The sequence below is a fragment of the Streptomyces sp. ICC4 genome, assembly GCF_003287915.1.
In the GTDB taxonomy this organism is placed as follows: domain Bacteria; phylum Actinomycetota; class Actinomycetes; order Streptomycetales; family Streptomycetaceae; genus Streptomyces; species Streptomyces tritrimontium.
The window spans coordinates 2,847,970-2,866,983 of sequence record NZ_CP030286.1; the positions used below are offsets into that span (position 1 = coordinate 2,847,970).

The following is a 19,014-nucleotide window of genomic DNA, read 5'->3' on the forward strand; positions in this document are numbered from 1 at the left end:
CGCCCGTCCCGGAACGCGAGCGCTCCGGGGCCGGCGGGCCTCTTCGTGCGGGGGTGCGTCAGGGGCCGACGGTGATCTGCTGTGCCGGGTTGGTGGTGTCGGTGACCTTGTACACGGCGTTGAAGGTGGACGAGGTCGCGCTGGTCGGGCAGCCGAACCCGCCGGTGACCGTGACCGGCACCGAGGCGTTGGTGAAGGTCAGGCTCGGCGGGGCGCCGTTCGTCCAGGTCCCGTTGACGTTCGCGGGGCCGGAGGGGGCCGCGGTGACCGTGCAGACCGCGAGCCCGGTGGTGTGCACGACGAGCCCGCCCGTGGGCACCTTCATGGTGGCGGTGATGGGGGAGCCGTTCTGCATCGACACCGTCCAGGCACCGCTGGTGGTGACCGTGGGGGTCACGCCCGGGATGCTGGAGGTGCAGGAACTGTAGGTGGGCGGCGAGATCGGGGAGGAGACCGGGCCCGCCGGGTTGTTGTTGCCGGGTGCGGCCGGCACCGTGCCGGTGGAGACGGAGACCGTACAAGTCACCGTCACCGAACCGGCCTTGAGGGTGGCCTTGCCACTGAGCGTGGCCTTGAACGCGTGCCCGGCCGGGGTGACGGTGGTCGACCCGGCCAGGGGTAACGGCGCGGCGGTGGCGGAGAGCGGGGCCAGGCAGAAGGCTCCGGCCGCGGTGGCCGCGGCGAGCGCGAGGGTGGTACGCGTACGGCTCATGGCTGTGCTCCTTGGGGATCGTGGTGCGTTGGGGGAGCGGGGACGGGTGCGGTCGTGGGGGTGACCGCGGGGGACCGCCGGTCGGCGTACGGCTGCCAGGCGAACATCAGGCCGCCGCCGAGGATGCCGAGCAGGGTGCCGATCAGGAACCCGCCGAGGTTCGAGAGGACCAGCGCGGCGGTGGCGATGAGAGTGGTGAGGACGCCGGCCAGAGCGCGCTGGGCCGGCGAGAACCAGGCGGTGAGGCCGAGCACGATCATGACGACGCCCATCAGGACGGACGGGATCCCCGCCACCCCCTGCTGGAGCATGATCTTCAGGGGGGCCAGCGGGAGGGCGCAGATCTCGGCCCCGGCGAGGATGGCGAAGAGCCCGCCCCAGAACGGTCGGCCGCGCCGCCACCGCCGCCAGCGGCTCAGAAGCATTCCTTCTTGCCCTTGGCGATGCTCATGTTCAGACCGGAGAGCTTGAAGGTGCCCGCGTTGGTGGCCCAGGCCGTCTGGTGGAGGTCGGTGATGCTGACCGTGTCGGCCTGCTGGGCGAACAGGTCCTGCATGCCCACCGCTTCGGCCGGTCCCTTGTCGAGGGTGGAGGCGTCCCGGCCGATCTCGATGTTGGTGAAGACCGCGTCGCCGGACAACTGGGTGGCGTCGACGAAGAGGTTGGTCGCCTCGACGGGGGTCTTCTGGCCGGCGGTGAGGTTGAGCGAGATGTCGCCGATGATCGGGAGGGTGGTGACCACCGACTGGCAGAGGCTGTTGAGCTTCGCTTCCCTGATGGCGGTGACGGCCACCGGGATGAGCTCTTCGCGGGCGTTGACGTCGACGCTGCCGTACTGCGCGAAGCCCTCGCCCTCCAGGCTCTTCGCCGACACCTTGAACTGCTGTCCCGACACCGCGAAGGAGGCGGCCAGCGCGCCCTGCGCGAGGGCGATGCCGAGTCCGGCGGTCACGGCCACGGCGGGGACGGTCAGGACGGCGAACCGGCGCCAGCGGACGCGGCCCGCGCCACCGGCTCTTGCGTCGGCGCCCTCGCCGGGCGGTCCGGGTAACTTCGGGGAATCTGCCATGAGATCGTCCCTTGTGATCGGCTGTGCACCGTTGTTACCGACGAGTTGAATGTAAGAGTGCCAATGGGGGTTGGCAAGGTTGCTCGAGCGCACCTTTTCGGCCGACTCCTACTGACCGGTTACGCCTCAGGAGACTCCGTGCGCAGCAGCTCGGCGACCTCGGCATCGACCCGCCGGGCCATCGCCCGGGCGAACTCGGCGGCCACGACCCCGCCGGCCAGCGGACGCAGCGCCGCCACCGCCTCCGTGATGTGCCGAAGCCGCGTGGCCGAAAGCTGTTCCAGCCCCTCCGGGCCGATCACGTGCTGCCGGAACAGCGCGACGAACCGGTCCGCGACCGCGGCCGCCTGCGCCTGTACGAAGTCACCCGCGTCCAGGACCTCGCCGAGCGGCACGCCCGCGCGCACCAGCGTCTCGGTCGCCTCCAGGAGGCGCCGACTGCGGTGGGTGACGAGGTCCCCGTCGATCGTCACGTAGCCCAACTCGGCCGCCCGCCGGGTGTCCTCGGGGGACGCCGTCGGGCCGAAGAGCTCGCGCAGCTCGGCCCGGGACATGGAGACCGACTCCTCCTGCTCCCAGTCGCGGGTCATCTCCCGCTCCAGGCCAAGCAGTTGGGATATCCCGCCGCCCTGCTCCCAGGCGGCCAGCAGTTCCGCGATGCCGTTGACGGTGTAGCCGCGCCCCAACAGGTCGCTGATCAGGCGCAGTCGGGTGAGGTGGTCGTCGGAGTACCAGGCGATCCGGCCCTCCCGGCGCGGCGGCGGCAGCAGCCCGCGCTCCTGGTAGTAGCGCAGGTTGCGCACCTTGACGCCGGCCGCGCGGGCCACGTCTTCCCGCCGGTAGCGCCCGCCGGAGGTCCTGTCCTGATCCACCTGACTGCTCACGCGGCCGAGTGTAGGACGAACAGGCGGACCTACCGGCGGGTTACCTGACGGGCGTACCGGCAGGTCACGCGGGGCGGGCGTACCGGCGGATCACGCGGGGCGGGGCTGCTCGCGCCGCTTGACCGCCCGCAGCACCACGAACTTCGGTTCGCTCGCGGCGACCTCGCTGTTGCCGAAGAGCCGGCGCAGGTGGGTGTGGTAGCCCATGTGGCGGTTGGCGACCACCCACAGCTCGCCGCCCGGCCGCAGCGCCTTGCGCGACTGCGCGAACATGCGCAGCGCCGTGGCGTCCGTCGTCGCCTGGTGGGAGTGGAAGGGCGGGTTGCACAGGATCAGGTCCACCGAGCCGGGCGGCAGCATCGCGACGCCGTCGCCGACGAGGAATTCGGCGCGGTCCAGCCTGCCCTTGACGTTCGCCCGGTACGTCGCCTCGGCCGAGGCCATCGCCTGGTACGACTCGTCCGTGAAGACGACCTCGGCGTCCGGGTCGGCCACCGCGACCGCCGTGCCGACGATGCCGTTGCCGCAGCCCAGGTCGACGACCCGGGCCCCGTCCGTGTTGGTCGGGATGTTCTGGAGGAAGAAGCGCGTGCCGACGTCCAGCCGGTCGGCGCAGAAGATCCCGGCGTGGTTGACGACGGTCAGCCCCGAGCCGGATCCGGCCTCCTGGTCCGCCGTGTACGTCACGGGCCACGGCCCGGCGGTCGTGGGGTGCGCGGCGCCGGGGTTCCCGGGCGTGCAGAAGATCAGCCGGGCCTTCTTCTCCGCCAGCGAGGTCTTGGTCGGCCCGAGGATCTTCTCGAAGAGGCGCAGCGTGGAGGTGTGGATCTCCTTCACCATGCCGGTGCCCACGACGACGGTCCCGGCGTGCACGTGCGGGGCCACCCGGTAGAGCTGGTCCTCCAGCAGCGCCAGGCTCTTGGGGATCCGTACCAGGAGCACGTCGATCCGCTCCGGCGGCGCGTCCTGCGTGGTCAGCAGCGTCACGGTGCTCTTGCTCGTCCCGATGCCGTTGCGGTCCAGGTTGGCCGCGGTGGCGGAACGGGTCAGGCAGGAGTCGGTGATCTGCGTGGGGTGGTGGGCGGCCAGCGCCGTCGTCAGCGCCCCCCACCGGTCCCCGATCACGGTGATCTGGCCGGCGGCGGCCAGATCCACCGGGCCGCGTTCGCCCGTACCGGATTCGAGGTGGCGCAGCAGGTACTCGTCGGCGGCGTCCCATGCGAAGAGCCGGTCGCGCGGGTCCTCGGGGAAGCGGGCGAGCTCGAAGGAGCCGAAGGGCGTGGTCAGACGGTTCATATTGCCCCCAGGCTAACCGAGGGACCGCCCCGGCCCCGCATGGGCGGGGCCGGGGAGCGGCGTACGGAGTGCCACCCCGTCATCCGCACGGGGCCGGACGGGGCCGCATGGGGCTGTACGACCCCCCACGGGGCGAGGAACCGCCGGGACGTCCCGGGACCTACTCGGGGAAATCCCCGGCCATCGCGGCGGCGATCCGCAGGTGCGGCGCCGCCTCCGCGGCCCGGCCCTGGCGCTCCAGGGTCCGGCCGAGCATCAGCTGCGCGTAGTCCTCCACGGGCCACCGCTCCAGGATGGCGCGCAGCTCGCGCTCGGCCCGCGAGAGCTGGGCGGAGTGGTAGTAGGCACGGGCCAGCAGCAGCCGGGGCGCCAGCAGCTCGGGCGCCTCTGCGGCCACGCCGTCCAGGACCAGGGCGGCGTTCGCGTACTCCTTGGCCTCGAAGAAGAGCAGGCCGCGGTCCCAGCGCTCGGCCGCGGTCCCGTGCTCCAGGTAGCCCTGCTGCGCGTTCATCGGTTCCCTTCCGCCGTTGAGGCTCTGTCGCTCTGTCCGCCCCTCCAACACGGGGATCCCGAGGAACATTCCACTGACCGCGGCGACCGCGCCGGGACTAAGTTGTGCCGTATGAGCAATCTCGATCGCCAGCCCGCTCTCTCCACCTGCGGCGGCCGCGGTTTCGTCGTGGCCGAGCCCGTACGCGAGCTCCTGAGCCCGCGCACCGTCAAGCTCGGTGGGTCCACCGAGGTACGCCGTCTCCTGCCGAACCTGGGTCGCCGGATGGTCGGCGCCTGGTGCTTCGTCGACCACTACGGCCCCGACGACATCGCCGACGAGCCCGGCATGGCGGTGGCCCCCCACCCCCACTCGGGTCTGCAGACCGTCAGCTGGCTCCACGAGGGCGAGGTGCTGCACCGCGACAGCGTCGGCAGCCTGGCGACGATCCGCCCGCGCGAGCTGGGCCTGATGACCTCCGGCCGCGGCATCAGCCACTCGGAGGAGAGCCCGCGCCCGCACGCCCGCTTCCTGCACGGCGCGCAGCTGTGGGTGGCGCTCCCCGACGCCCACCGCGACGTGGACCCGCACTTCCAGCACCACGCGGAGCTCCCGCAGGTCACCGCCCCGGGTCTGGCGGCGACCGTCATCCTGGGCACGCTGGACTCGGCGACCTCGCCGGGGTCCACGTACAGCCCGATCGTCGGAGCGGACCTGACGCTGGCGGCGGGCACGGAAACCCGGCTCCCGCTGGACCCGGACTTCGAGTACGCGGTCCTGTCGATGTCGGGCGAAGCCCACGTCGACGGCGTCCCGCTCCTCCCGGGCTCGATGCTCTACCTCGGCTGCGGCCGCCCGGACCTCCCCCTGCGCGCGAGCTCGGACGCGAGCCTGATGCTCCTGGGCGGCGAGCCGTTCGAGGAGGAGATCGTGATGTTCTGGAACTGGATCGGCCGGAGCCAGGCGGACATCGAGGAGTTCCGCGAGGCCTGGACGAACGGCACCCTCTACGGCGAGGTCAAGGGCTACGACGGCCCCCCGATCCCCGCGCCTGAACTCCCGCCAACTCGCTTGAAGCCTAGGGGGAGAACGCGCTGAACTGCGTCAATGTCATCGGGGGGTGGTCCGCAGGCGGCGGCTGCTAAGTCGTTCCGCTTCCAGAGGCCTCACGGAAGTCAGCGCGGACCCTGGAGGGATTTTTTGATCTTGAAGCGGAGTGGCATGTGGGTCAGGGTGTGGTCAGGCTTGGTCGGGCGTATGCTGACCCTTTGCTGACTCTACTGACGAGTAGTTAGATTTCTCGAGGGGGAGTCAGGGCGCGCCTCCCGGCAGGCGACCGGTCACGCCCTGCCCCCCCGGCCCTGGCCCCCCTTGGCTGCTGCGAGCTCCTCAGGCGGCCTCTCCCTCAAGGCCGCGGGTCGCTGCCCATCTCTCATGGAGGCCGGCGCGCGACGCTGTGGGCAGTCAACAAAGCGCGTTGTTGAAGCCGCGGAGGTTACGCCGACAGGCGTCCCATGATGAGCGAGTGTCCGCCGGCGGCCACTCCACGTACCAACCGCGGGGCGGGCGCTGTGTGGGGGCACGGCTGCGGCTATGGGGGGGCTCGACTTATCAGCTGTCTCACCTGCTCGTTGACCTAGCGAGGTCAAGCCCGACTCATGATCGTGTTACGAGCTCTCAAGCGTGCCCTTCGGCATCTCCGTCAGGTCGTCCATCGGGGTCCCCTCTCCGATCCCCCCGTGTACTGCGTAGCACCGAGTACCACTATGCGGTATCACGGAGTAGCCGGGTGAGAGAGGACCCCGTGCTGTCGGCCTTCCCGGCTCCTCAGGACGCGGTGCAGTTGACCCGCACCGGGGCCGCTGCGGCGTGGCGGTTGTCGGCGCCGTTGCCGCGGTTGTCGAGGACGACGGAGATCTTGTTGTCCGTGATCGAGAAGGTCCCGGCGGACACCCACTGGCCCAGCGAGGCGGGCTGGTTGATCGTGAAGGATCCGATCTCGTCGCCCGACTTCTGGGTGAACGAGCGGTAGACGGTGTAGTGGGCCGGGCTGCCGCCGACGTACGAGAGGTCGCGCACGTTCGGAACGAACACTTGGACCGAGCAGCGACCCTTCTGCACCTTGTCCGTCGTGAACTTCCACTGCGCCCAGATGCCGTCCGAGCGTGAACTGCCGGACATCGGGAGGCTGTAATAGAAGCCGCTGCAGCCATAGGACTTGGTGCTGTCCCAGCTCTTGCGCCAGCCCTCGTTGCCGTCGGTGTAGAAGTCGCCGGTGGCGAACCCGGGGGTCTCGCAGCCGGGGCCGATCAGGTGCGAGTACGTGACGGCCGAGGGCCGGTTCTCCGGGACGGCCGCGGGCGGGTTGCCGCCGGGCGAGCCCTTCGAAGGGACCTGTCCGGGGTTCTGGGACACCGGGGTGTCCGTACGGCTCTCCCCGGCCGGCGCCGCGTGGTTCGAGCCTCCCGGGGAGCTGCCCTCGCCCCCGCCGCCGGAGCCCTGGGGGCTGCCCGCAGGCTCGCCGGCCGTGGTTCCGGGGGCCGCGCCGGGCTGCTCGCCGCCGACCGCGGGGGGGCTCGGGACGGAGACCCGCTGCTCGCCGGGTACGAGCCCGGGGCCGGAGCCGTCGGGGTTCAGCGGGCTGCCGGCCGGAGTCTCGGAGGAAGCGGCGCGGGGCTTCTCGTCGGGGCCGGATATGAGGAACGGCAACCCGATGAGGACCAGCCCGCCGAGGACGGCCGCGGCGATCATCGGCTTGTTGGGCCGCCCCGGGGGCAGGAGGGCGGCGCGCGTGCCGGAGGTGCCCGAGCGGGTCGTCGTGGCGAGTCGGGTCTCGGCCGCCGACTCGGTCGCGGTACGGGCTTCGGCGTTGGTGGAGGTGGAGGTGGCGGTTTCCGTTGTGGCGGCCGCCGCCTCGGTGGTGGTCGGGACGGCGGCGGCCGAGGCGGGCTGCCGGGCCGCGGGCCGGGCCTGCGGTTCCGCTGCCTCCGGCTCCGTGGCCGCCTGCGGGGCAGGTTCCGCGGCCTCGGTGGCGGTGGCGGTCGCGGTCGCGGTCGAGGTGGCGGTGGCGGTCGCGGTGGAGGCGGCGGTCGCGGTGGCCGCGCCGCCCGCCTCCGTGGTGCGCGTCCCGGTCACGGCGCCTGCCTGCGGGCCGGCGCCGTGACCGGGACGCGCACCACGGAGGCGGGCCCCCGATGCTGCTGCCCGACCCGGCCACGGCGGCCGCGCTGCGCCACCAGACGGGCATCGCGCGGGCCTTCGAGTACTTCGACAAGGTGACGGTCGCCGCCGTCTCCATCGGGTCCTGGGAGCCGGCGATCTCGACCGTCCACGACATGCTGAGCTACGTGCAGCGGGCGCACTACGCCTCGCCCGGTGTGGCCGCCGAGTTGTCGGCCCACCCCCTTCACCCGTAGGTCCGCCGGCTCGGCCGGGACCTCGCCGAGCGCTGCACCCCCGTGGGCGCCGACCGCCTGCGTGGCGGCCCCGGCCGCGAAGGCGAAGACGGACGCCGAGCTGGCCGGCCTGCTCGTGACGCAGGCCGAGCTGGCCGACCACCAGTTCGCCGCGGTCCCGTCGACCGAGGTGGCGATCGGCAGCGCCGCCGCCAGCGACAAGGCCGCGTGCCAGCCCGTCGTCAAGACGCAGGGCACGGTCACGGTCGGCGAGGCCCTCGGCGTGGCGCGGACCAAGGCCGTCGCCAAGCCGAAGGAAGGCGCCAGCGGGCTGGAGGCCCTCGGCGCCACCCGTACCTCGGTCACCCTCTCCTCGTATGACGGCAAGGGTGCGGAGGAGGCCTTCGCCGCGATCAAGGCCGCGGCCACGGCGTGCGCCGGGGGCTTCACGCTGACCATGGAGGGCGAGACCACCAAGATCGAGAAGGTGACGTCCACCGACGCCCCCATCGGCGACGAGGCCATCGCCCTCACGCTGGAGGCTGACGTGGAGGGCGAGAAGGTGACGTCCGAGACCGTCGTCGTGCGCAAGGGCAACACGCTCGCCACCCACACCGCCTCGAGCCTGGCGGGCGTCGCGGACAAGCCGACGGTCGTCGTGGCCGCGCAGGTCAAGAAGCTCGGCTGACGGTTCGCCCGTACGTGCGTCAACCCCGCCCCGGCGCATTCGCCGGGGCGGGGTTTTCGTCTTGTTCAGGTACCGGGCGAGGAGCCAACTGAGGCGTACCCTGCGGCTTATGTGCGGAATCGTGGGTTACGTGGGAGCGCAGTCGGCGCTCGATGTGGTCATTGCCGGACTCAAGCGGCTGGAGTACCGCGGCTACGACTCGGCGGGTGTCGCCGTGCTCGCAGACGGGGAGCTCGCCTCGGTCAAGAAGGCCGGCAAGCTGGTCAATCTGGAGAAGGAGCTGGTCGGGCACCCGATGCCCGCCGGTTCCACCGGGCTCGGACACACCCGGTGGGCGACCCATGGCGGTCCCACCGACGTCAACGCCCACCCGCACCTCGACAATTCGGGGCGCGTGGCCGTCGTGCACAACGGGATCATCGAGAACTTCGCCGCGCTGCGCGCCGAGCTCGCCGAGCGCGGGCACCGGCTGGAGTCCGAGACGGACACCGAGGTCGTGGCGCACCTGCTGGCGGAGCGCTTCTCGGCCACCGGGGACCTCGCCGAGGCGATGAGGCAGGTCTGCCGGCTGCTGCAGGGCGCCTTCACACTGGTCGCCGTGCACGCGGACGATCCGGACGTGGTGGTCGGCGCCCGCCGGAACTCGCCCCTGGTGGTGGGCGTTGGAGAAGGCGAGAACTTCCTCGCCTCGGACGTGGCCGCCTTCATCGCCCACACGCGGTCCGCGATCGAGCTGGGGCAGGACCAGGTCGTCGAGCTCCGCCGCGACGGTGTCACGGTGACCAACTTCGACGGTTCGGCCGCGAACGTGCGGGCGTACCACGTGGACTGGGACGCCTCGGCGGCCGAGAAGGGGGGCTACGACTACTTCATGCTCAAGGAGATCGCCGAGCAGCCGAAGGCCGTCGCCGACACCCTCCTGGGCAGGATCGACGCGGGCGGCCTGCTGACCCTCGACGAGGTGCGGATCCCCGACTCCGTGCTCCGCGAGGTCGACAAGGTCGTGATCGTGGCGTGCGGTACGGCGTACCACGCGGCCATGATCGCGAAGCTGGCCATCGAGCACTGGACCCGCATCCCGTGCGAGACGGAGCTGGCCAGCGAGTTCCGCTACCGCGACCCGATCCTCGACCAGCGGACGCTGGTGATCGCGATCTCGCAGTCCGGCGAGACCATGGACACCCTGATGGCGCTGCGCCACGCGCGCGAGCAGGGCGCCAAGGTGCTGGCCGTCTGCAACACGAACGGCTCGACGATCCCGCGCGAGTCGGACGCCGTGCTGTACACGCACGCCGGACCCGAGGTGGCCGTCGCCTCGACCAAGGCGTTCCTGACGCAGCTGGTGGCCTGCTACCTGGTCGCCCTCTACCTCGGCCAGGTCCGGGGCACGAAGTGGGGCGACGAGATCCAGGCCGTGATCCGGGAGCTGTCGGACATCGCCGCGGCCGTGGACACCGTACTGGAGACCATGGAGCCGGTACGGGAGCTCGCGCGGTCCCTGGCCGACAAGAACACCGTGCTGTTCCTCGGCCGGCACGTCGGCTACCCGGTGGCGCTGGAGGGCGCGCTCAAGCTCAAGGAGCTGGCGTACATGCACGCCGAGGGCTTCGCGGCGGGCGAGCTCAAGCACGGGCCGATCGCGCTCATCGAGAAGGACCTCCCGGTGGTGGTCGTCGTGCCGTCGCCGCGCGGGCGCTCGGTGCTGCACGACAAGATCGTGTCGAACATCCAGGAGATCCGGGCGCGCGGGGCGCGGACCATCGTCATCGCCGAGGAGGGTGACGAGGCCGTGGTCCCGTACGCCGACCACCTCATCCGCATCCCGGCCACCCCGACACTGCTCCAGCCGCTGGTGGCGACGGTGCCGCTGCAGGTCTTCGCGTGCGAACTGGCCACCGCGCGGGGCAACGAGGTGGACCAGCCGCGTAACCTCGCGAAGTCCGTGACCGTGGAGTGAGCGAGTGAGCGAGTGAGCGAAGTGGGTCTGTCGTCGTGATGATCGGTGTGGGGATCGACGTTGCCGAGATCGAGCGGTTCGGCGCCGCGCTGGAGCGGACGCCGAACCTGGCGCAACGGCTGTTCGTCGAAGCCGAGCTGACGCTGCCGAGCGGCGAGCGGCGCGGGACCGCCTCGCTCGCCGCCCGGTTCGCGGCCAAGGAGGCGCTCGCCAAGGCGCTCGGCGCGCCCGCCGGACTGCTGTGGACCGACGCCGAGGTGTACGTCGAGGCCAGCGGGCAGCCGCGGCTGCGCGTGTCCGGGACGGTCGCGGCACGGGCGGCCGAGCTGGGCGTGCGGTCCTGGCACATCTCGCTGAGCCACGACGCGGGCATCGCCTCCGCTGTGGTGATCGCCGAGGGGTGACGGCACGCTGGTGACATGCGTACTGCTTACAGCGTGGAGACCGTACGGGCCGCCGAGCGCGAGCTGATGGCCCGGCTACCCGAAGGCACCCTGATGGCGCGGGCGGCGGCCGGACTGGCCGCCGTCTGCGCCCGGCTGCTGCCCCGGGTGTACGGGGCGCGCGTGGTGCTGCTCGTCGGCCCGGGGGACAACGGGGGCGACGCGCTGTACGCGGGCGCGCGCCTGGCCCGGCGCGGGGCCGGGGTCACCGCGGTGGCCATGGATCCGGCGCGGGTGCACGCGGGCGGGCTGGCCGCGCTGCGGGCCGCCGGCGGACGCCTCGCCGAGGCCGTGCCGCCGCGGGCGGACCTCGTCGTGGACGGGCTCGTGGGAATCGGCGGCCGGGGCGGGCTGCGGCCGGCCGCGGCCGCGCTGGCGGAGCGGATCCCGGCGGGCGCGGTGGTGGTCGCGGTGGACCTGCCGAGCGGGGTGGACGCGGACACCGGGGAGGTGGCCGGGGCGGCCGTACGGGCCGATGTCACGGTGACCTTCGGGGCGTACAAGCCGGGGCTGCTGATCGATCCGGGGGCCGGGCTGGCCGGGGCGGTGCACCTGGTGGACATCGGGCTGGCCCTCCCCGCGGCGCCGGACATCGAGGCCCTGCAGCACGCGGACGTGGCCGCACTGCTGCCGGAGCCGACCCGGACGAGCGACAAGTACCGGCGCGGCGTGGTCGGGATCGTCGCCGGGTCCGCGCGCTACCCGGGCGCGGCGGTGCTCGCGGTGGCGGGCGCGCTGCGGGGCGGCGCGGGCGCGGTGCGCTACGTGGGACCGGCGGCCGTCGCGGACGCCGTGCTGGCCCGCTACCCGGAGACGCTGATCGGGCCGGGCCGGGTCCAGGCGTGGGTGGTCGGGCCGGGGCTGGGAGACGAGGACGGCACCCGGGTGCTGGCGGAGCCGGTGGCGGTCCTGCTGGACGCGGACGGGCTGCGCGGACTGGACCCCGAGGTGCTGAGGGCGCGGACGGCACCGACCCTGCTGACCCCGCACGCGGGGGAGGCGGCGGCGCTGCTGGGCGTCGCGCGGGAGGCGGTGGAGTCGGGGCGGCTGGCCGCGGCGCGCGAGCTGGCGGAGCGGTACGGCGCGGCGGTCCTGCTGAAGGGGTCGACGACGCTGGTCGCCCCCGGCGGCGGCCGCCCCGTCCGGGTGAACCCGACCGGGACTCCGTGGCTGGCCACCGCGGGGAGCGGGGACGTGCTGTCCGGGCTGGCGGGCTCTCTGCTGGCGGCGGGCCTGTCGGGGCCGGACGCGGGGGCGGTGGCGGCGTACCTCCACGGCCTGGCGGCCCGCCTGACCGGAGGCCCGCTGCTGGCGCAGCAGGTGGCGCAGGCGGTGCCGTCCGCCTGGCGCGAGGTGCTGCGCGGCTAGTGCTGTGACCGGAAGGGTCCACCGGGCCTTTCCGGCCACAGCACTGGTACGGATCGTGCCCGGCCCGCGCGGGTGGAGGCGTGGACGGCCCCCGGCGCCGGGCTCTGAGAGACTGGGGGCGATGAACGAGACACCCACCCGCGTGTACGCCGAGATCGATCTGGACGCCGTACGGGAGAACGTGCGCGCACTGCGCGAGCGGGCGCCCCGGTCCGAGCTGATGGCCGTCGTCAAGGCGGATGCCTACGGGCACGGAGCCCTGGCCTGCGCCAAGGCCGCCCAGGAGGCCGGCGCCACCTGGCTCGGGACCGCCACGCCCGACGAGGCGCTCGCGCTGCGTGCCGCGGGGATCGACGGACGGATCCTGTGCTGGCTGTGGACCCCCGGCGGGCCGTGGCGGGAGGCCATCGAGGCCGATGTGGACGTGTCCGTCAGCGCCATGTGGGCCCTGGACGAGGTACGGGCCGCCGCCCGCGCCACCGGGCGGACCGCCCGGATCCAGCTCAAGGCGGACACCGGGCTCGGGCGCAACGGCTGCCAGCCCGCCGACTGGGCGGAGCTCGTGGGCGCGGCCGTCGCCGCCCAGGCCGAGGGAACCGTCCACGTCACCGGCGTCTGGTCCCACTTCGCCTGCGCCGACGAGCCGGGCCACCCCTCCATCGCGCCGCAGCTGGCCGCCTTCCGCGACATGCTCGCGTACGCCGAGAAGGAGGGCGTCGAGCCCGAGGTCCGGCACATCGCCAACTCGCCCGCGACCCTCACCCTCCCCGAGAGCCACTTCGACCTCGTCCGCTGCGGGCTGGCGGTCTACGGCGTCTCGCCCGCTCCCGAGCTCGGCACCTCCGCCCAGCTCGGCCTGCGGCCCGCCATGGCCCTGAAGGCCTTCGTGGCCCTGGTCAAGGAGGTCCCCGCCGGGCACGGCGTCAGTTACGGGCACCACTACCTGACCGAGGCGCGGACCCGCCTCGCGCTGATCCCCGCGGGCTACGCCGACGGGATCCCGCGCCACGCCTCCGGCCGCGGCTCCGTCCTCCTCGGCGGGAAGACGCGGTACGCCGCCGGGCGCGTCGCCATGGACCAGTTCGTCGTGGACCTCCACGGCGACGAGCACGTCCGCGCCGGCGACGAGGTGGTCATCTTCGGCGACGGCACGCACGGCGAGCCCACCGCCGAGGACTGGGCTCGAGCGGCGGACACCATCGCGTATGAGATCGTCACCCGTATCGGGGCCAGAGTGCCCCGGGTGTACCGCAACGGATGTCCCGCGACGGCTCGGTGAGGACGGCGGCGTGAGCGAGAACTGGCGCAAGGCCGGCTGGGCCGGCGCCGCCATCGGCGTGATAGCCGCGGGCGCGGCGGCCGGTGTCGCGGTCGAACGGATCACCGTCGGGCGGGGCATGCGCATGAAGGCGCGCCTCGCCCTGGACGCGACCGGGGACTACGGCTCCCTGCGCGGCGCCCCCGGCACCGCGTGGGCCGAGGACGGCACCGCCCTGTACTACGAGGTCGACGAGCTGCCCGAGGAGGGCAAGCGGCGCCGGCTGCGCCGCAAGGCCCCCGCCCAGCCGACCGTGGTGTTCTGCCACGGCTACTGCCTCGCGCAGGACTCCTGGCACTTCCAGCGCGCCGCCCTGCGCGGTCTGGTGCGCGCCGTGTACTGGGACCAGCGCAGCCACGGCCGCAGCGCGCGCGGCCTCGCCCAGGCCGACGGCGAGCCGGTGACCTTCGAGCAGCTCGGCCACGATCTGGCGGCCGTCATCGCGGCCGCCGCCCCCGAGGGCCCGCTGATCCTCGTCGGTCACTCGATGGGCGGCATGACCGTCATGGGCCTGGCGGACCAGTTCCCCGACCTCGTCCGCGACCGGGTGGCCGGGGTGGTGCTGGTCGGCACCTCCAGCGGCCGCCTGGGCGAGGTCACGTACGGGCTGCCGTCCGTGGGCTTCGGTGCGGTGCGCAGGATCCTGCCCGGCGTGCTCAAGGCGCTCGGCTCCCAGGTGGAGCTGGTGGAGAAGGGCCGGCGGGCCACCGCCGACCTGTTCGCCGGCATGGTCAAGATGTACTCCTTCGCCTCGCGCGACGTGGACCCGGGCGTGGCCCGCTTCGCCGAGCGGCTGATCGAGGGCACCCCCATCGACGTGGTCGCCGAGTTCTATCCGGCCTTCGGGGCGCACGACAAGACGGCCGCCCTCCAGCGGTTCGCGGACATCCCCGTCACCGTCATCGCCGGGGACCGGGACATGGTCACACCGCCCGACCACAGCCGGGCCATCAAGGAGGCACTGCCCTCCGCCGAGCTGGTGGTGCTGGAGTCCGCCGGGCACCTGATGATGCTCGAACACCCGGAGACCGTGACCCGGCTGCTCACCGAGCTGCTGGCGCGCACCGGGGTGGTGCCGGCAGCGGCTAACGTTGGCGGGCATGGAAGAAGCACCGCAGACGCCTGACACCGAAGCGCACGTCACCGTCGGCTCGCCCGACGCCATGCAGGACCTCGGGCGCCGGATCGCCGCGCTGCTGCGCCCCGGCGACCTCGTCCTGCTGACCGGGGAGCTCGGCGCGGGCAAGACCACCCTGACCCGGGGCCTCGGCGAGGGCCTCGGCGTGCGCGGGGCGGTGACCTCGCCGACCTTCGTGATCGCCCGGGTCCACCCCTCGCTGACCGGCGGTCCGGCGCTGGTGCACGTGGACGCGTACCGGCTGGGCGGCGGGCTGGACGAGATGGAGGACCTGGACCTCGACGTCTCGCTGCCCGAATCCGTGGTCGTCGTGGAGTGGGGCGACGGCAAGGTCGAGGAGCTGTCCGACGACCGGCTGCACGTGGTGATCCGCCGGGCGGTCGGCCACGAGGAGGTCCTCGACGACGTGCGCGAGGTCGCGGTCCGCGGGGTCGGGGCGCGCTGGTCCGCCGGAGCCGGTCTGGAGAGCCTCGCGGGCGTCCTCTCGGAGTGACGCCCGGGGCAATCGTTCCGACAACGCGTCGGCAAAATATTGCGCAGGTGGCAGCCCCCGTGGTCACATGGTACCGAGGGCTGGTTAGGCGTACCTAAGTACGGGCTGGCCCCGGCCAGGAGGCAGCCATGTCGACAGCAGGAGCAGCGCGCGTCCCCCGTACGTCCGGCGTGACCATGGGGGCCCTGCTCGCCGCGGGCGCCGCCGCCAGCGCCGTGTCCACGCCGCCCGCGCGCGAGCACGCGCAGGACCCGGTTCCGCTGTGTGGAGGGGCCGGGGACGCGGAACAGGCCGCTCCGGAGTCCGAAGCGGCCTGAGGCGGAGACCGGGGTCCCCCGTACGAGTGAAGCCAGTGTGTCGCGGCCCGGTCAGGGAACGACGACGACCTTCGAGCCGATCGTCGCGAAGGCCCACATCGCGTCGCCGTCCGCGCGCGTCATGCGCACGCCGCCGGTCTTCTTGGCCGGGTCGGGCGTCGGCAGGGTGTTGTCCACCCGGGCGCTGAAGCCGACCACGACCCCCTGCGCGCTGGCGAACCGGACCACGTGCTCGATCGGAACCCCGTCCGAGCCGGTCACCGTGCCCGCGCGGGAGTCCACCGTGTACTTGCCCGGAGCCGGATTGACCGTGCTCGGCACCACCGCGAACGACTTCGGCTCCTGCCCTTCGGCGGCGACCAGCCACACGCGCTTGGAGCCCACGGAGTAGACGACGCGCACCCCGGATCCCGAACCGGCCGGCAGGGCCACCGGCTTCCCCGGGTCGACCTTGGCGGCACCGGACTCGCTCGGAGCGGGCACGGGGGTCTGCGCGGCGGCCTTCGGCGGAAGGGCGGGGGCGGTGGCGTGTGCCTGGTAGCCGAGGAAGCCGATGACGGCGAGCGCCCCGGCGGTGAGCCCGGCCACGATTCCCGAGCTGCTGCGTGCCACCTTGCTCCACCTCTCCGCATGGTCCGATGTCGTCGAACGGCCGGCTCCGTCGCCCGTCGAACGATCAGCTGTACGCGTCGTCGAACGGTCGAGCCCCGAGACCTGGGTCGAAGGTAGCAGCCGGGGTGCCCGTAGACCGGCCGCAAGGGCCCGGGGCCCCGGAGTCGTAGGCTGTTCGCGTGCTCTTGCTCGCTGTAGATACCGCCACGCCCGCCGTCACCGTCGCCCTGCACGACGGCGAGTCCGTACTCGCCGAGTCGAACCAGGTCGACGCCCGCCGCCACGGGGAGCTCCTGCTGCCCTCCGTCGACAAGGTCCTCGCCGAGGCGGGGCTCACGCTCGAAGCCGTCACCGGCATCGTCGTCGGCGTCGGCCCCGGCCCCTACACCGGACTGCGGGTCGGCCTCGTCACCGCCTCCACCTTCGCCTCCGTCCTCGGCGTGCCCGTGTACGGGCTGTGCACCCTCGACGGGCTGGCCTACGCGGCCGGCGCCGCCGGGATCGAGGGCCCCTTCACCGTGGCCACCGACGCACGGCGCAAGGAGGTCTACTGGGCCCGCTACGAGGACCCGCTCACCCGGGTCGGGGACCCGGCGGTGGACCGGCCGGCCGACATCGCCGAGCGGGTCGCCGGACTGCCCGCCGTCGGGCAGGGCGCGCGGCTCTACCCCGAGGTGTTCACCGACGCCCGCGACCCCGAGCACCAGTCGGCCGGCGCCCTCGCGGCCCTGGCGGCGCGGCGGCTCGCCGCCGGCACGGCGTTCGAGAACGTCGAGGGCGCGCCCCCGGCCCCGCTCTACCTGCGCCGGCCCGACGCCCAGGTGCCCAAGAACTACAAGGTGGTCACCCCGCAGTGACCGGCCCCGCCGCCCCCGCCGCCCCGGCCGCCCCGGCCGCGCTGCTGCGCGAGATGCGCTGGTGGGACATCGGACCCGTGCTGGAACTGGAGCACGAGCTCTTCCCCGAGGACGCCTGGTCCGCCGGGATGTTCTGGTCCGAACTCGCCCGCGCCCGCGGCCCGCGGGCCACCCGCCGCTACGTCGTCGCCGAAGCCCCGGACGGCCGCCTGGTCGGCTACGCCGGGCTGGCCGCCGCCGGGGACCTGGGCGACGTACAGACCATCGCGGCCGCGCGCGACCAGTGGGGCACCGGGCTCGGCGCCCGGCTGCTCACCGACCTGCTGCGCGCCGCCACCGCGTTCGAGTGCGCCGAGGTGCTGCTGGAGGTGCGGGTGGACAACACCCGCGCCCAGAAGCTGTACGAGCGCTTCGGCTTCGAGGCGATCGGCTTCCGGCGCGGCTACTACCAGCCCGGCAACGTGGACGCGCTCGTGATGCGCCTCTCCGATCCCGCCACCTCCCTGCCCCCGACCTTCCAAGACGCCGTAAGAAGTGAGACCCATGGCTGACGAACCGCTCGTCCTCGGCATCGAGACCTCCTGCGACGAGACCGGCGTCGGCGTCGTCCGGGGCACGACCCTGCTCGCGGACGCCATCGCCTCCAGCGTCGACGAGCACGCCCGCTTCGGCGGCGTCGTGCCCGAGGTGGCCTCGCGCGCGCACCTGGAGGCGATGGTCCCCACCATCGAGCGCGCCCTGAAGGAGGCCGGGGTCAGCGCCCGCGACCTCGACGGGATCGCCGTCACCGCGGGTCCGGGCCTCGCGGGAGCCCTGCTGGTGGGCGTCTCGGCCGCGAAGGCCTACGCCTACGCGCTGGGCAAGCCGCTGTACGGGGTGAACCACCTGGCCTCGCACATCTGCGTCGACCAGCTGGAGCACGGGCCGCTGCCCGAGCCGACGATGGCGCTGCTGGTCTCCGGCGGGCACTCCTCGCTGCTGCTGGCTCCCGACATCACCTCCGACGTGCGGCCGCTGGGCGCGACCATCGACGACGCGGCGGGCGAGGCCTTCGACAAGATCGCGCGCGTGCTGCAGCTGGGCTTCCCCGGCGGACCGGTCATCGACCGGCTCGCGCGCGAGGGCGACCCGAAGGCCATCAACTTCCCGCGCGGGCTGACCGGGCCGCGCGACGCGGCGTACGACTTCTCCTTCTCCGGGCTCAAGACCTCGGTCGCCCGCTGGATCGAGGCGAAGCGCAAGGCGGGCGAGGACGTGCCGGTGCGCGACGTGGCGGCGTCCTTCCAGGAGGCCGTGGTGGACGTGCTGACGCGCAAGGCGGTCCGCGCGTGCAAGGACGAGGGCGTCGACCACCTGATGATCGGCGGCGGCGTCGCGGCCAACTCCCGGCTGCGCGCCCTCGCGCAGGAGCGGTGCGAAGCCGCGGGGATCATCCTGCGGGTGCCGCGGCCGGGGCTGTGCACGGACAACGGCGCGATGGTGGCGGCGCTCGGCGCGGAGATGGTCAAGCGCAACCGGCCGGCCTCGGACTGGGACCTGTCGGCGGACTCCTCGCTCCCGGTGACCGACCCGCACGTTCCCGGCCGCTCGCACGGCCCTTCCCACGGGGACGGCCACGATCACGGCCACGGCCACGGCCACGGGCACGATCACGACCACGTGCACGAGCTGAGCAAGGACAACCTGTACTCGTGAGCACCGTCGCGCTGATGTGGGAGGCCCGGGCCGTGCCCGGGCGGGGCAACGAGCTGCTGGAGTGGGCCCGTTCGCGGGTGCTGGCCCAAGAGCCGGTGCGCCGGGAGGTGTTCCGCGCCCCGCAGGGCCGGGTGCTCGTCATCACCTGGTGGGAGACGCCCGGGGGAGTCTCCGACGACCTGCCCGAACTGCCCGAACCGGAAGCCGACTTGATCACGCGGGCGGTGCACCGCTGGCGCTTCGAGTCGGTCGGGGCGGAGGGGCCCGGCGGAAGCTGAGCCT

Annotated in this window: 21 protein-coding genes and 1 pseudogene; 14 read left to right on the plus strand and 8 right to left on the minus strand. The window is 73.2% G+C overall.

Going from position 1 to position 19,014, the window contains the following annotated elements; translation table 11 throughout:
- Window positions 1–58: 58 nt before the first annotated feature.
- From DRB89_RS13240 to DRB89_RS13265, 6 genes are all read right to left on the minus strand, one after another.
- Window positions 59–712: a hypothetical protein gene (locus tag DRB89_RS13240; protein ID WP_112448535.1), complete on the minus strand. Its 654-nt coding sequence runs from the start codon at window positions 710–712 to the stop codon at window positions 59–61.
- Entirely contained in the window at window positions 709–1,137 is a 429-nt protein-coding gene (locus tag DRB89_RS13245) for a DUF6114 domain-containing protein (protein ID WP_239516114.1), read from the minus strand. Before DRB89_RS13245 ends, DRB89_RS13240 begins: the two co-directional genes overlap by 4 nt.
- On the minus strand, window positions 1,128–1,781 hold the full coding sequence (locus tag DRB89_RS13250; protein ID WP_239516115.1) for a DUF6230 family protein: 654 nt from the start codon (window positions 1,779–1,781) through the stop codon (window positions 1,128–1,130). Before DRB89_RS13250 ends, DRB89_RS13245 begins: the two co-directional genes overlap by 10 nt.
- A gap of 119 nt (window positions 1,782–1,900) precedes the next feature.
- Window positions 1,901–2,665 carry a MerR family transcriptional regulator gene (locus tag DRB89_RS13255; RefSeq protein ID WP_239516116.1) on the minus strand — a complete coding sequence of 255 codons (765 nt, stop codon included), beginning with the start codon at window positions 2,663–2,665 and terminating at the stop codon, window positions 1,901–1,903.
- Between the two features lie 90 nt (window positions 2,666–2,755).
- On the minus strand, window positions 2,756–3,961 hold the full coding sequence (locus DRB89_RS13260; RefSeq protein WP_204357703.1) for a methyltransferase: 1,206 nt from the start codon (window positions 3,959–3,961) through the stop codon (window positions 2,756–2,758).
- A 160-nt stretch (window positions 3,962–4,121) separates the two neighbouring features.
- Window positions 4,122–4,472, minus strand: a complete 351-nt coding sequence (locus DRB89_RS13265; protein ID WP_112448536.1) for a tetratricopeptide repeat protein — start codon at window positions 4,470–4,472, stop codon at window positions 4,122–4,124.
- A gap of 111 nt (window positions 4,473–4,583) precedes the next feature.
- On the opposite strand from DRB89_RS13265, the gene DRB89_RS13270 reads away from it, so the two are divergent.
- The gene (locus tag DRB89_RS13270; RefSeq protein ID WP_112448537.1) at window positions 4,584–5,549 is read left to right on the plus strand and encodes a pirin family protein; all 966 of its coding nucleotides are present in this window, start codon (window positions 4,584–4,586) and stop codon (window positions 5,547–5,549) included.
- A 729-nt stretch (window positions 5,550–6,278) separates the two neighbouring features.
- Here DRB89_RS13270 and DRB89_RS13275 read toward each other — a convergent pair.
- A complete protein-coding gene (locus DRB89_RS13275) occupies window positions 6,279–7,586 on the minus strand; it encodes a hypothetical protein (protein ID WP_112463281.1) in 1,308 nt (435 codons plus the stop codon).
- 56 nt (window positions 7,587–7,642) lie between these two features.
- On the opposite strand from DRB89_RS13275, the pseudogene DRB89_RS13280 reads away from it, so the two are divergent.
- The 9 genes and pseudogenes from DRB89_RS13280 to DRB89_RS42860 all read left to right on the plus strand — a co-directional run.
- A pseudogene (locus DRB89_RS13280) lies at window positions 7,643–7,930 on the plus strand (sugar-binding domain-containing protein); the annotation flags it as partial.
- Window positions 7,929–8,534, plus strand: coding sequence for a hypothetical protein (locus tag DRB89_RS13285; protein ID WP_112463282.1), 606 nt, complete (start codon window positions 7,929–7,931; stop codon window positions 8,532–8,534). The pseudogene DRB89_RS13280 and the gene DRB89_RS13285, both read left to right, overlap by 2 nt.
- Before the next feature lie 109 nt (window positions 8,535–8,643).
- On the plus strand, window positions 8,644–10,491 hold the full coding sequence (gene glmS / locus DRB89_RS13290) for a glutamine--fructose-6-phosphate transaminase (isomerizing) (protein WP_112447840.1): 1,848 nt from the start codon (window positions 8,644–8,646) through the stop codon (window positions 10,489–10,491).
- A 38-nt stretch (window positions 10,492–10,529) separates the two neighbouring features.
- The gene (locus DRB89_RS13295) at window positions 10,530–10,895 is read left to right on the plus strand and encodes a holo-ACP synthase (protein WP_112447841.1); all 366 of its coding nucleotides are present in this window, start codon (window positions 10,530–10,532) and stop codon (window positions 10,893–10,895) included.
- Window positions 10,896–10,910: 15 nt separating this feature from the next.
- Window positions 10,911–12,302: an NAD(P)H-hydrate dehydratase gene (locus DRB89_RS13300; protein ID WP_112447842.1), complete on the plus strand. Its 1,392-nt coding sequence runs from the start codon at window positions 10,911–10,913 to the stop codon at window positions 12,300–12,302.
- 121 nt (window positions 12,303–12,423) lie between these two features.
- Window positions 12,424–13,581: an alanine racemase gene (gene alr, locus DRB89_RS13305; protein ID WP_112447843.1), complete on the plus strand. Its 1,158-nt coding sequence runs from the start codon at window positions 12,424–12,426 to the stop codon at window positions 13,579–13,581.
- 10 nt (window positions 13,582–13,591) lie between these two features.
- On the plus strand, window positions 13,592–14,746 hold the full coding sequence (locus tag DRB89_RS13310) for an alpha/beta hydrolase (RefSeq protein WP_239516117.1): 1,155 nt from the start codon (window positions 13,592–13,594) through the stop codon (window positions 14,744–14,746).
- The gene (gene tsaE, locus DRB89_RS13315) at window positions 14,721–15,251 is read left to right on the plus strand and encodes a tRNA (adenosine(37)-N6)-threonylcarbamoyltransferase complex ATPase subunit type 1 TsaE (protein ID WP_112447845.1); all 531 of its coding nucleotides are present in this window, start codon (window positions 14,721–14,723) and stop codon (window positions 15,249–15,251) included. The genes DRB89_RS13310 and tsaE overlap by 26 nt, the downstream gene beginning before the upstream one ends.
- 128 nt (window positions 15,252–15,379) lie before the next feature.
- Window positions 15,380–15,568: a hypothetical protein gene (locus tag DRB89_RS42860; protein ID WP_162688564.1), complete on the plus strand. Its 189-nt coding sequence runs from the start codon at window positions 15,380–15,382 to the stop codon at window positions 15,566–15,568.
- A 51-nt stretch (window positions 15,569–15,619) separates the two neighbouring features.
- Here DRB89_RS42860 and DRB89_RS13320 read toward each other — a convergent pair whose 3' ends face one another.
- Window positions 15,620–16,180 carry a hypothetical protein gene (locus DRB89_RS13320; RefSeq protein ID WP_112447846.1) on the minus strand — a complete coding sequence of 187 codons (561 nt, stop codon included), beginning with the start codon at window positions 16,178–16,180 and terminating at the stop codon, window positions 15,620–15,622.
- A gap of 179 nt (window positions 16,181–16,359) precedes the next feature.
- Between DRB89_RS13320 and tsaB the strand changes: the two genes are divergently transcribed.
- Genes tsaB through DRB89_RS13340 form a run of 4 tightly spaced genes read left to right on the plus strand, consistent with a single transcriptional unit; the run spans window position 16,360 to window position 19,010 of the window.
- The gene (gene tsaB, locus DRB89_RS13325; RefSeq protein WP_112447847.1) at window positions 16,360–17,037 is read left to right on the plus strand and encodes a tRNA (adenosine(37)-N6)-threonylcarbamoyltransferase complex dimerization subunit type 1 TsaB; all 678 of its coding nucleotides are present in this window, start codon (window positions 16,360–16,362) and stop codon (window positions 17,035–17,037) included.
- A 53-nt stretch (window positions 17,038–17,090) separates the two neighbouring features.
- Window positions 17,091–17,588: a ribosomal protein S18-alanine N-acetyltransferase gene (rimI, locus tag DRB89_RS13330; protein ID WP_204358001.1), complete on the plus strand. Its 498-nt coding sequence runs from the start codon at window positions 17,091–17,093 to the stop codon at window positions 17,586–17,588.
- Window positions 17,581–18,732 carry a tRNA (adenosine(37)-N6)-threonylcarbamoyltransferase complex transferase subunit TsaD gene (tsaD, locus tag DRB89_RS13335; protein ID WP_112447849.1) on the plus strand — a complete coding sequence of 384 codons (1,152 nt, stop codon included), beginning with the start codon at window positions 17,581–17,583 and terminating at the stop codon, window positions 18,730–18,732. Before rimI ends, tsaD begins: the two co-directional genes overlap by 8 nt.
- A complete protein-coding gene (locus DRB89_RS13340; RefSeq protein ID WP_239516118.1) occupies window positions 18,729–19,010 on the plus strand; it encodes a hypothetical protein in 282 nt (93 codons plus the stop codon). The genes tsaD and DRB89_RS13340 overlap by 4 nt, the downstream gene beginning before the upstream one ends.
- The last annotated feature ends 4 nt before the right edge of the window (window positions 19,011–19,014 follow it).

What these genes read in the sequence shown, in the direction of transcription:
- DRB89_RS13240 (WP_112448535.1), bottom strand. Translation starts at nt 712, where the DNA reads ATGAGCCGTACGCGTACCACCCTCGCGCTCGCCGCGGCCACCGCGGCC.
- DRB89_RS13245 (WP_239516114.1), bottom strand. Translation starts at nt 1,137, where the DNA reads ATGCTTCTGAGCCGCTGGCGGCGGTGGCGGCGCGGCCGACCGTTCTGG.
- DRB89_RS13250 (WP_239516115.1), bottom strand. Translation starts at nt 1,781, where the DNA reads ATGGCAGATTCCCCGAAGTTACCCGGACCGCCCGGCGAGGGCGCCGAC.
- DRB89_RS13260 (WP_204357703.1), bottom strand. Translation starts at nt 3,961, where the DNA reads ATGAACCGTCTGACCACGCCCTTCGGCTCCTTCGAGCTCGCCCGCTTC.
- DRB89_RS13265 (WP_112448536.1), bottom strand. Translation starts at nt 4,472, where the DNA reads ATGAACGCGCAGCAGGGCTACCTGGAGCACGGGACCGCGGCCGAGCGC.
- DRB89_RS13270 (WP_112448537.1), top strand. Translation starts at nt 4,584, where the DNA reads ATGAGCAATCTCGATCGCCAGCCCGCTCTCTCCACCTGCGGCGGCCGC.
- glmS (WP_112447840.1), top strand. Translation starts at nt 8,644, where the DNA reads ATGTGCGGAATCGTGGGTTACGTGGGAGCGCAGTCGGCGCTCGATGTG.
- DRB89_RS13295 (WP_112447841.1), top strand. Translation starts at nt 10,530, where the DNA reads ATGATCGGTGTGGGGATCGACGTTGCCGAGATCGAGCGGTTCGGCGCC.
- DRB89_RS13300 (WP_112447842.1), top strand. Translation starts at nt 10,911, where the DNA reads ATGCGTACTGCTTACAGCGTGGAGACCGTACGGGCCGCCGAGCGCGAG.
- alr (WP_112447843.1), top strand. Translation starts at nt 12,424, where the DNA reads ATGAACGAGACACCCACCCGCGTGTACGCCGAGATCGATCTGGACGCC.
- tsaE (WP_112447845.1), top strand. Translation starts at nt 14,721, where the DNA reads ATGGAAGAAGCACCGCAGACGCCTGACACCGAAGCGCACGTCACCGTC.
- DRB89_RS42860 (WP_162688564.1), top strand. Translation starts at nt 15,380, where the DNA reads ATGTCGACAGCAGGAGCAGCGCGCGTCCCCCGTACGTCCGGCGTGACC.
- rimI (WP_204358001.1), top strand. Translation starts at nt 17,091, where the DNA reads ATGCGCTGGTGGGACATCGGACCCGTGCTGGAACTGGAGCACGAGCTC.
- tsaD (WP_112447849.1), top strand. Translation starts at nt 17,581, where the DNA reads ATGGCTGACGAACCGCTCGTCCTCGGCATCGAGACCTCCTGCGACGAG.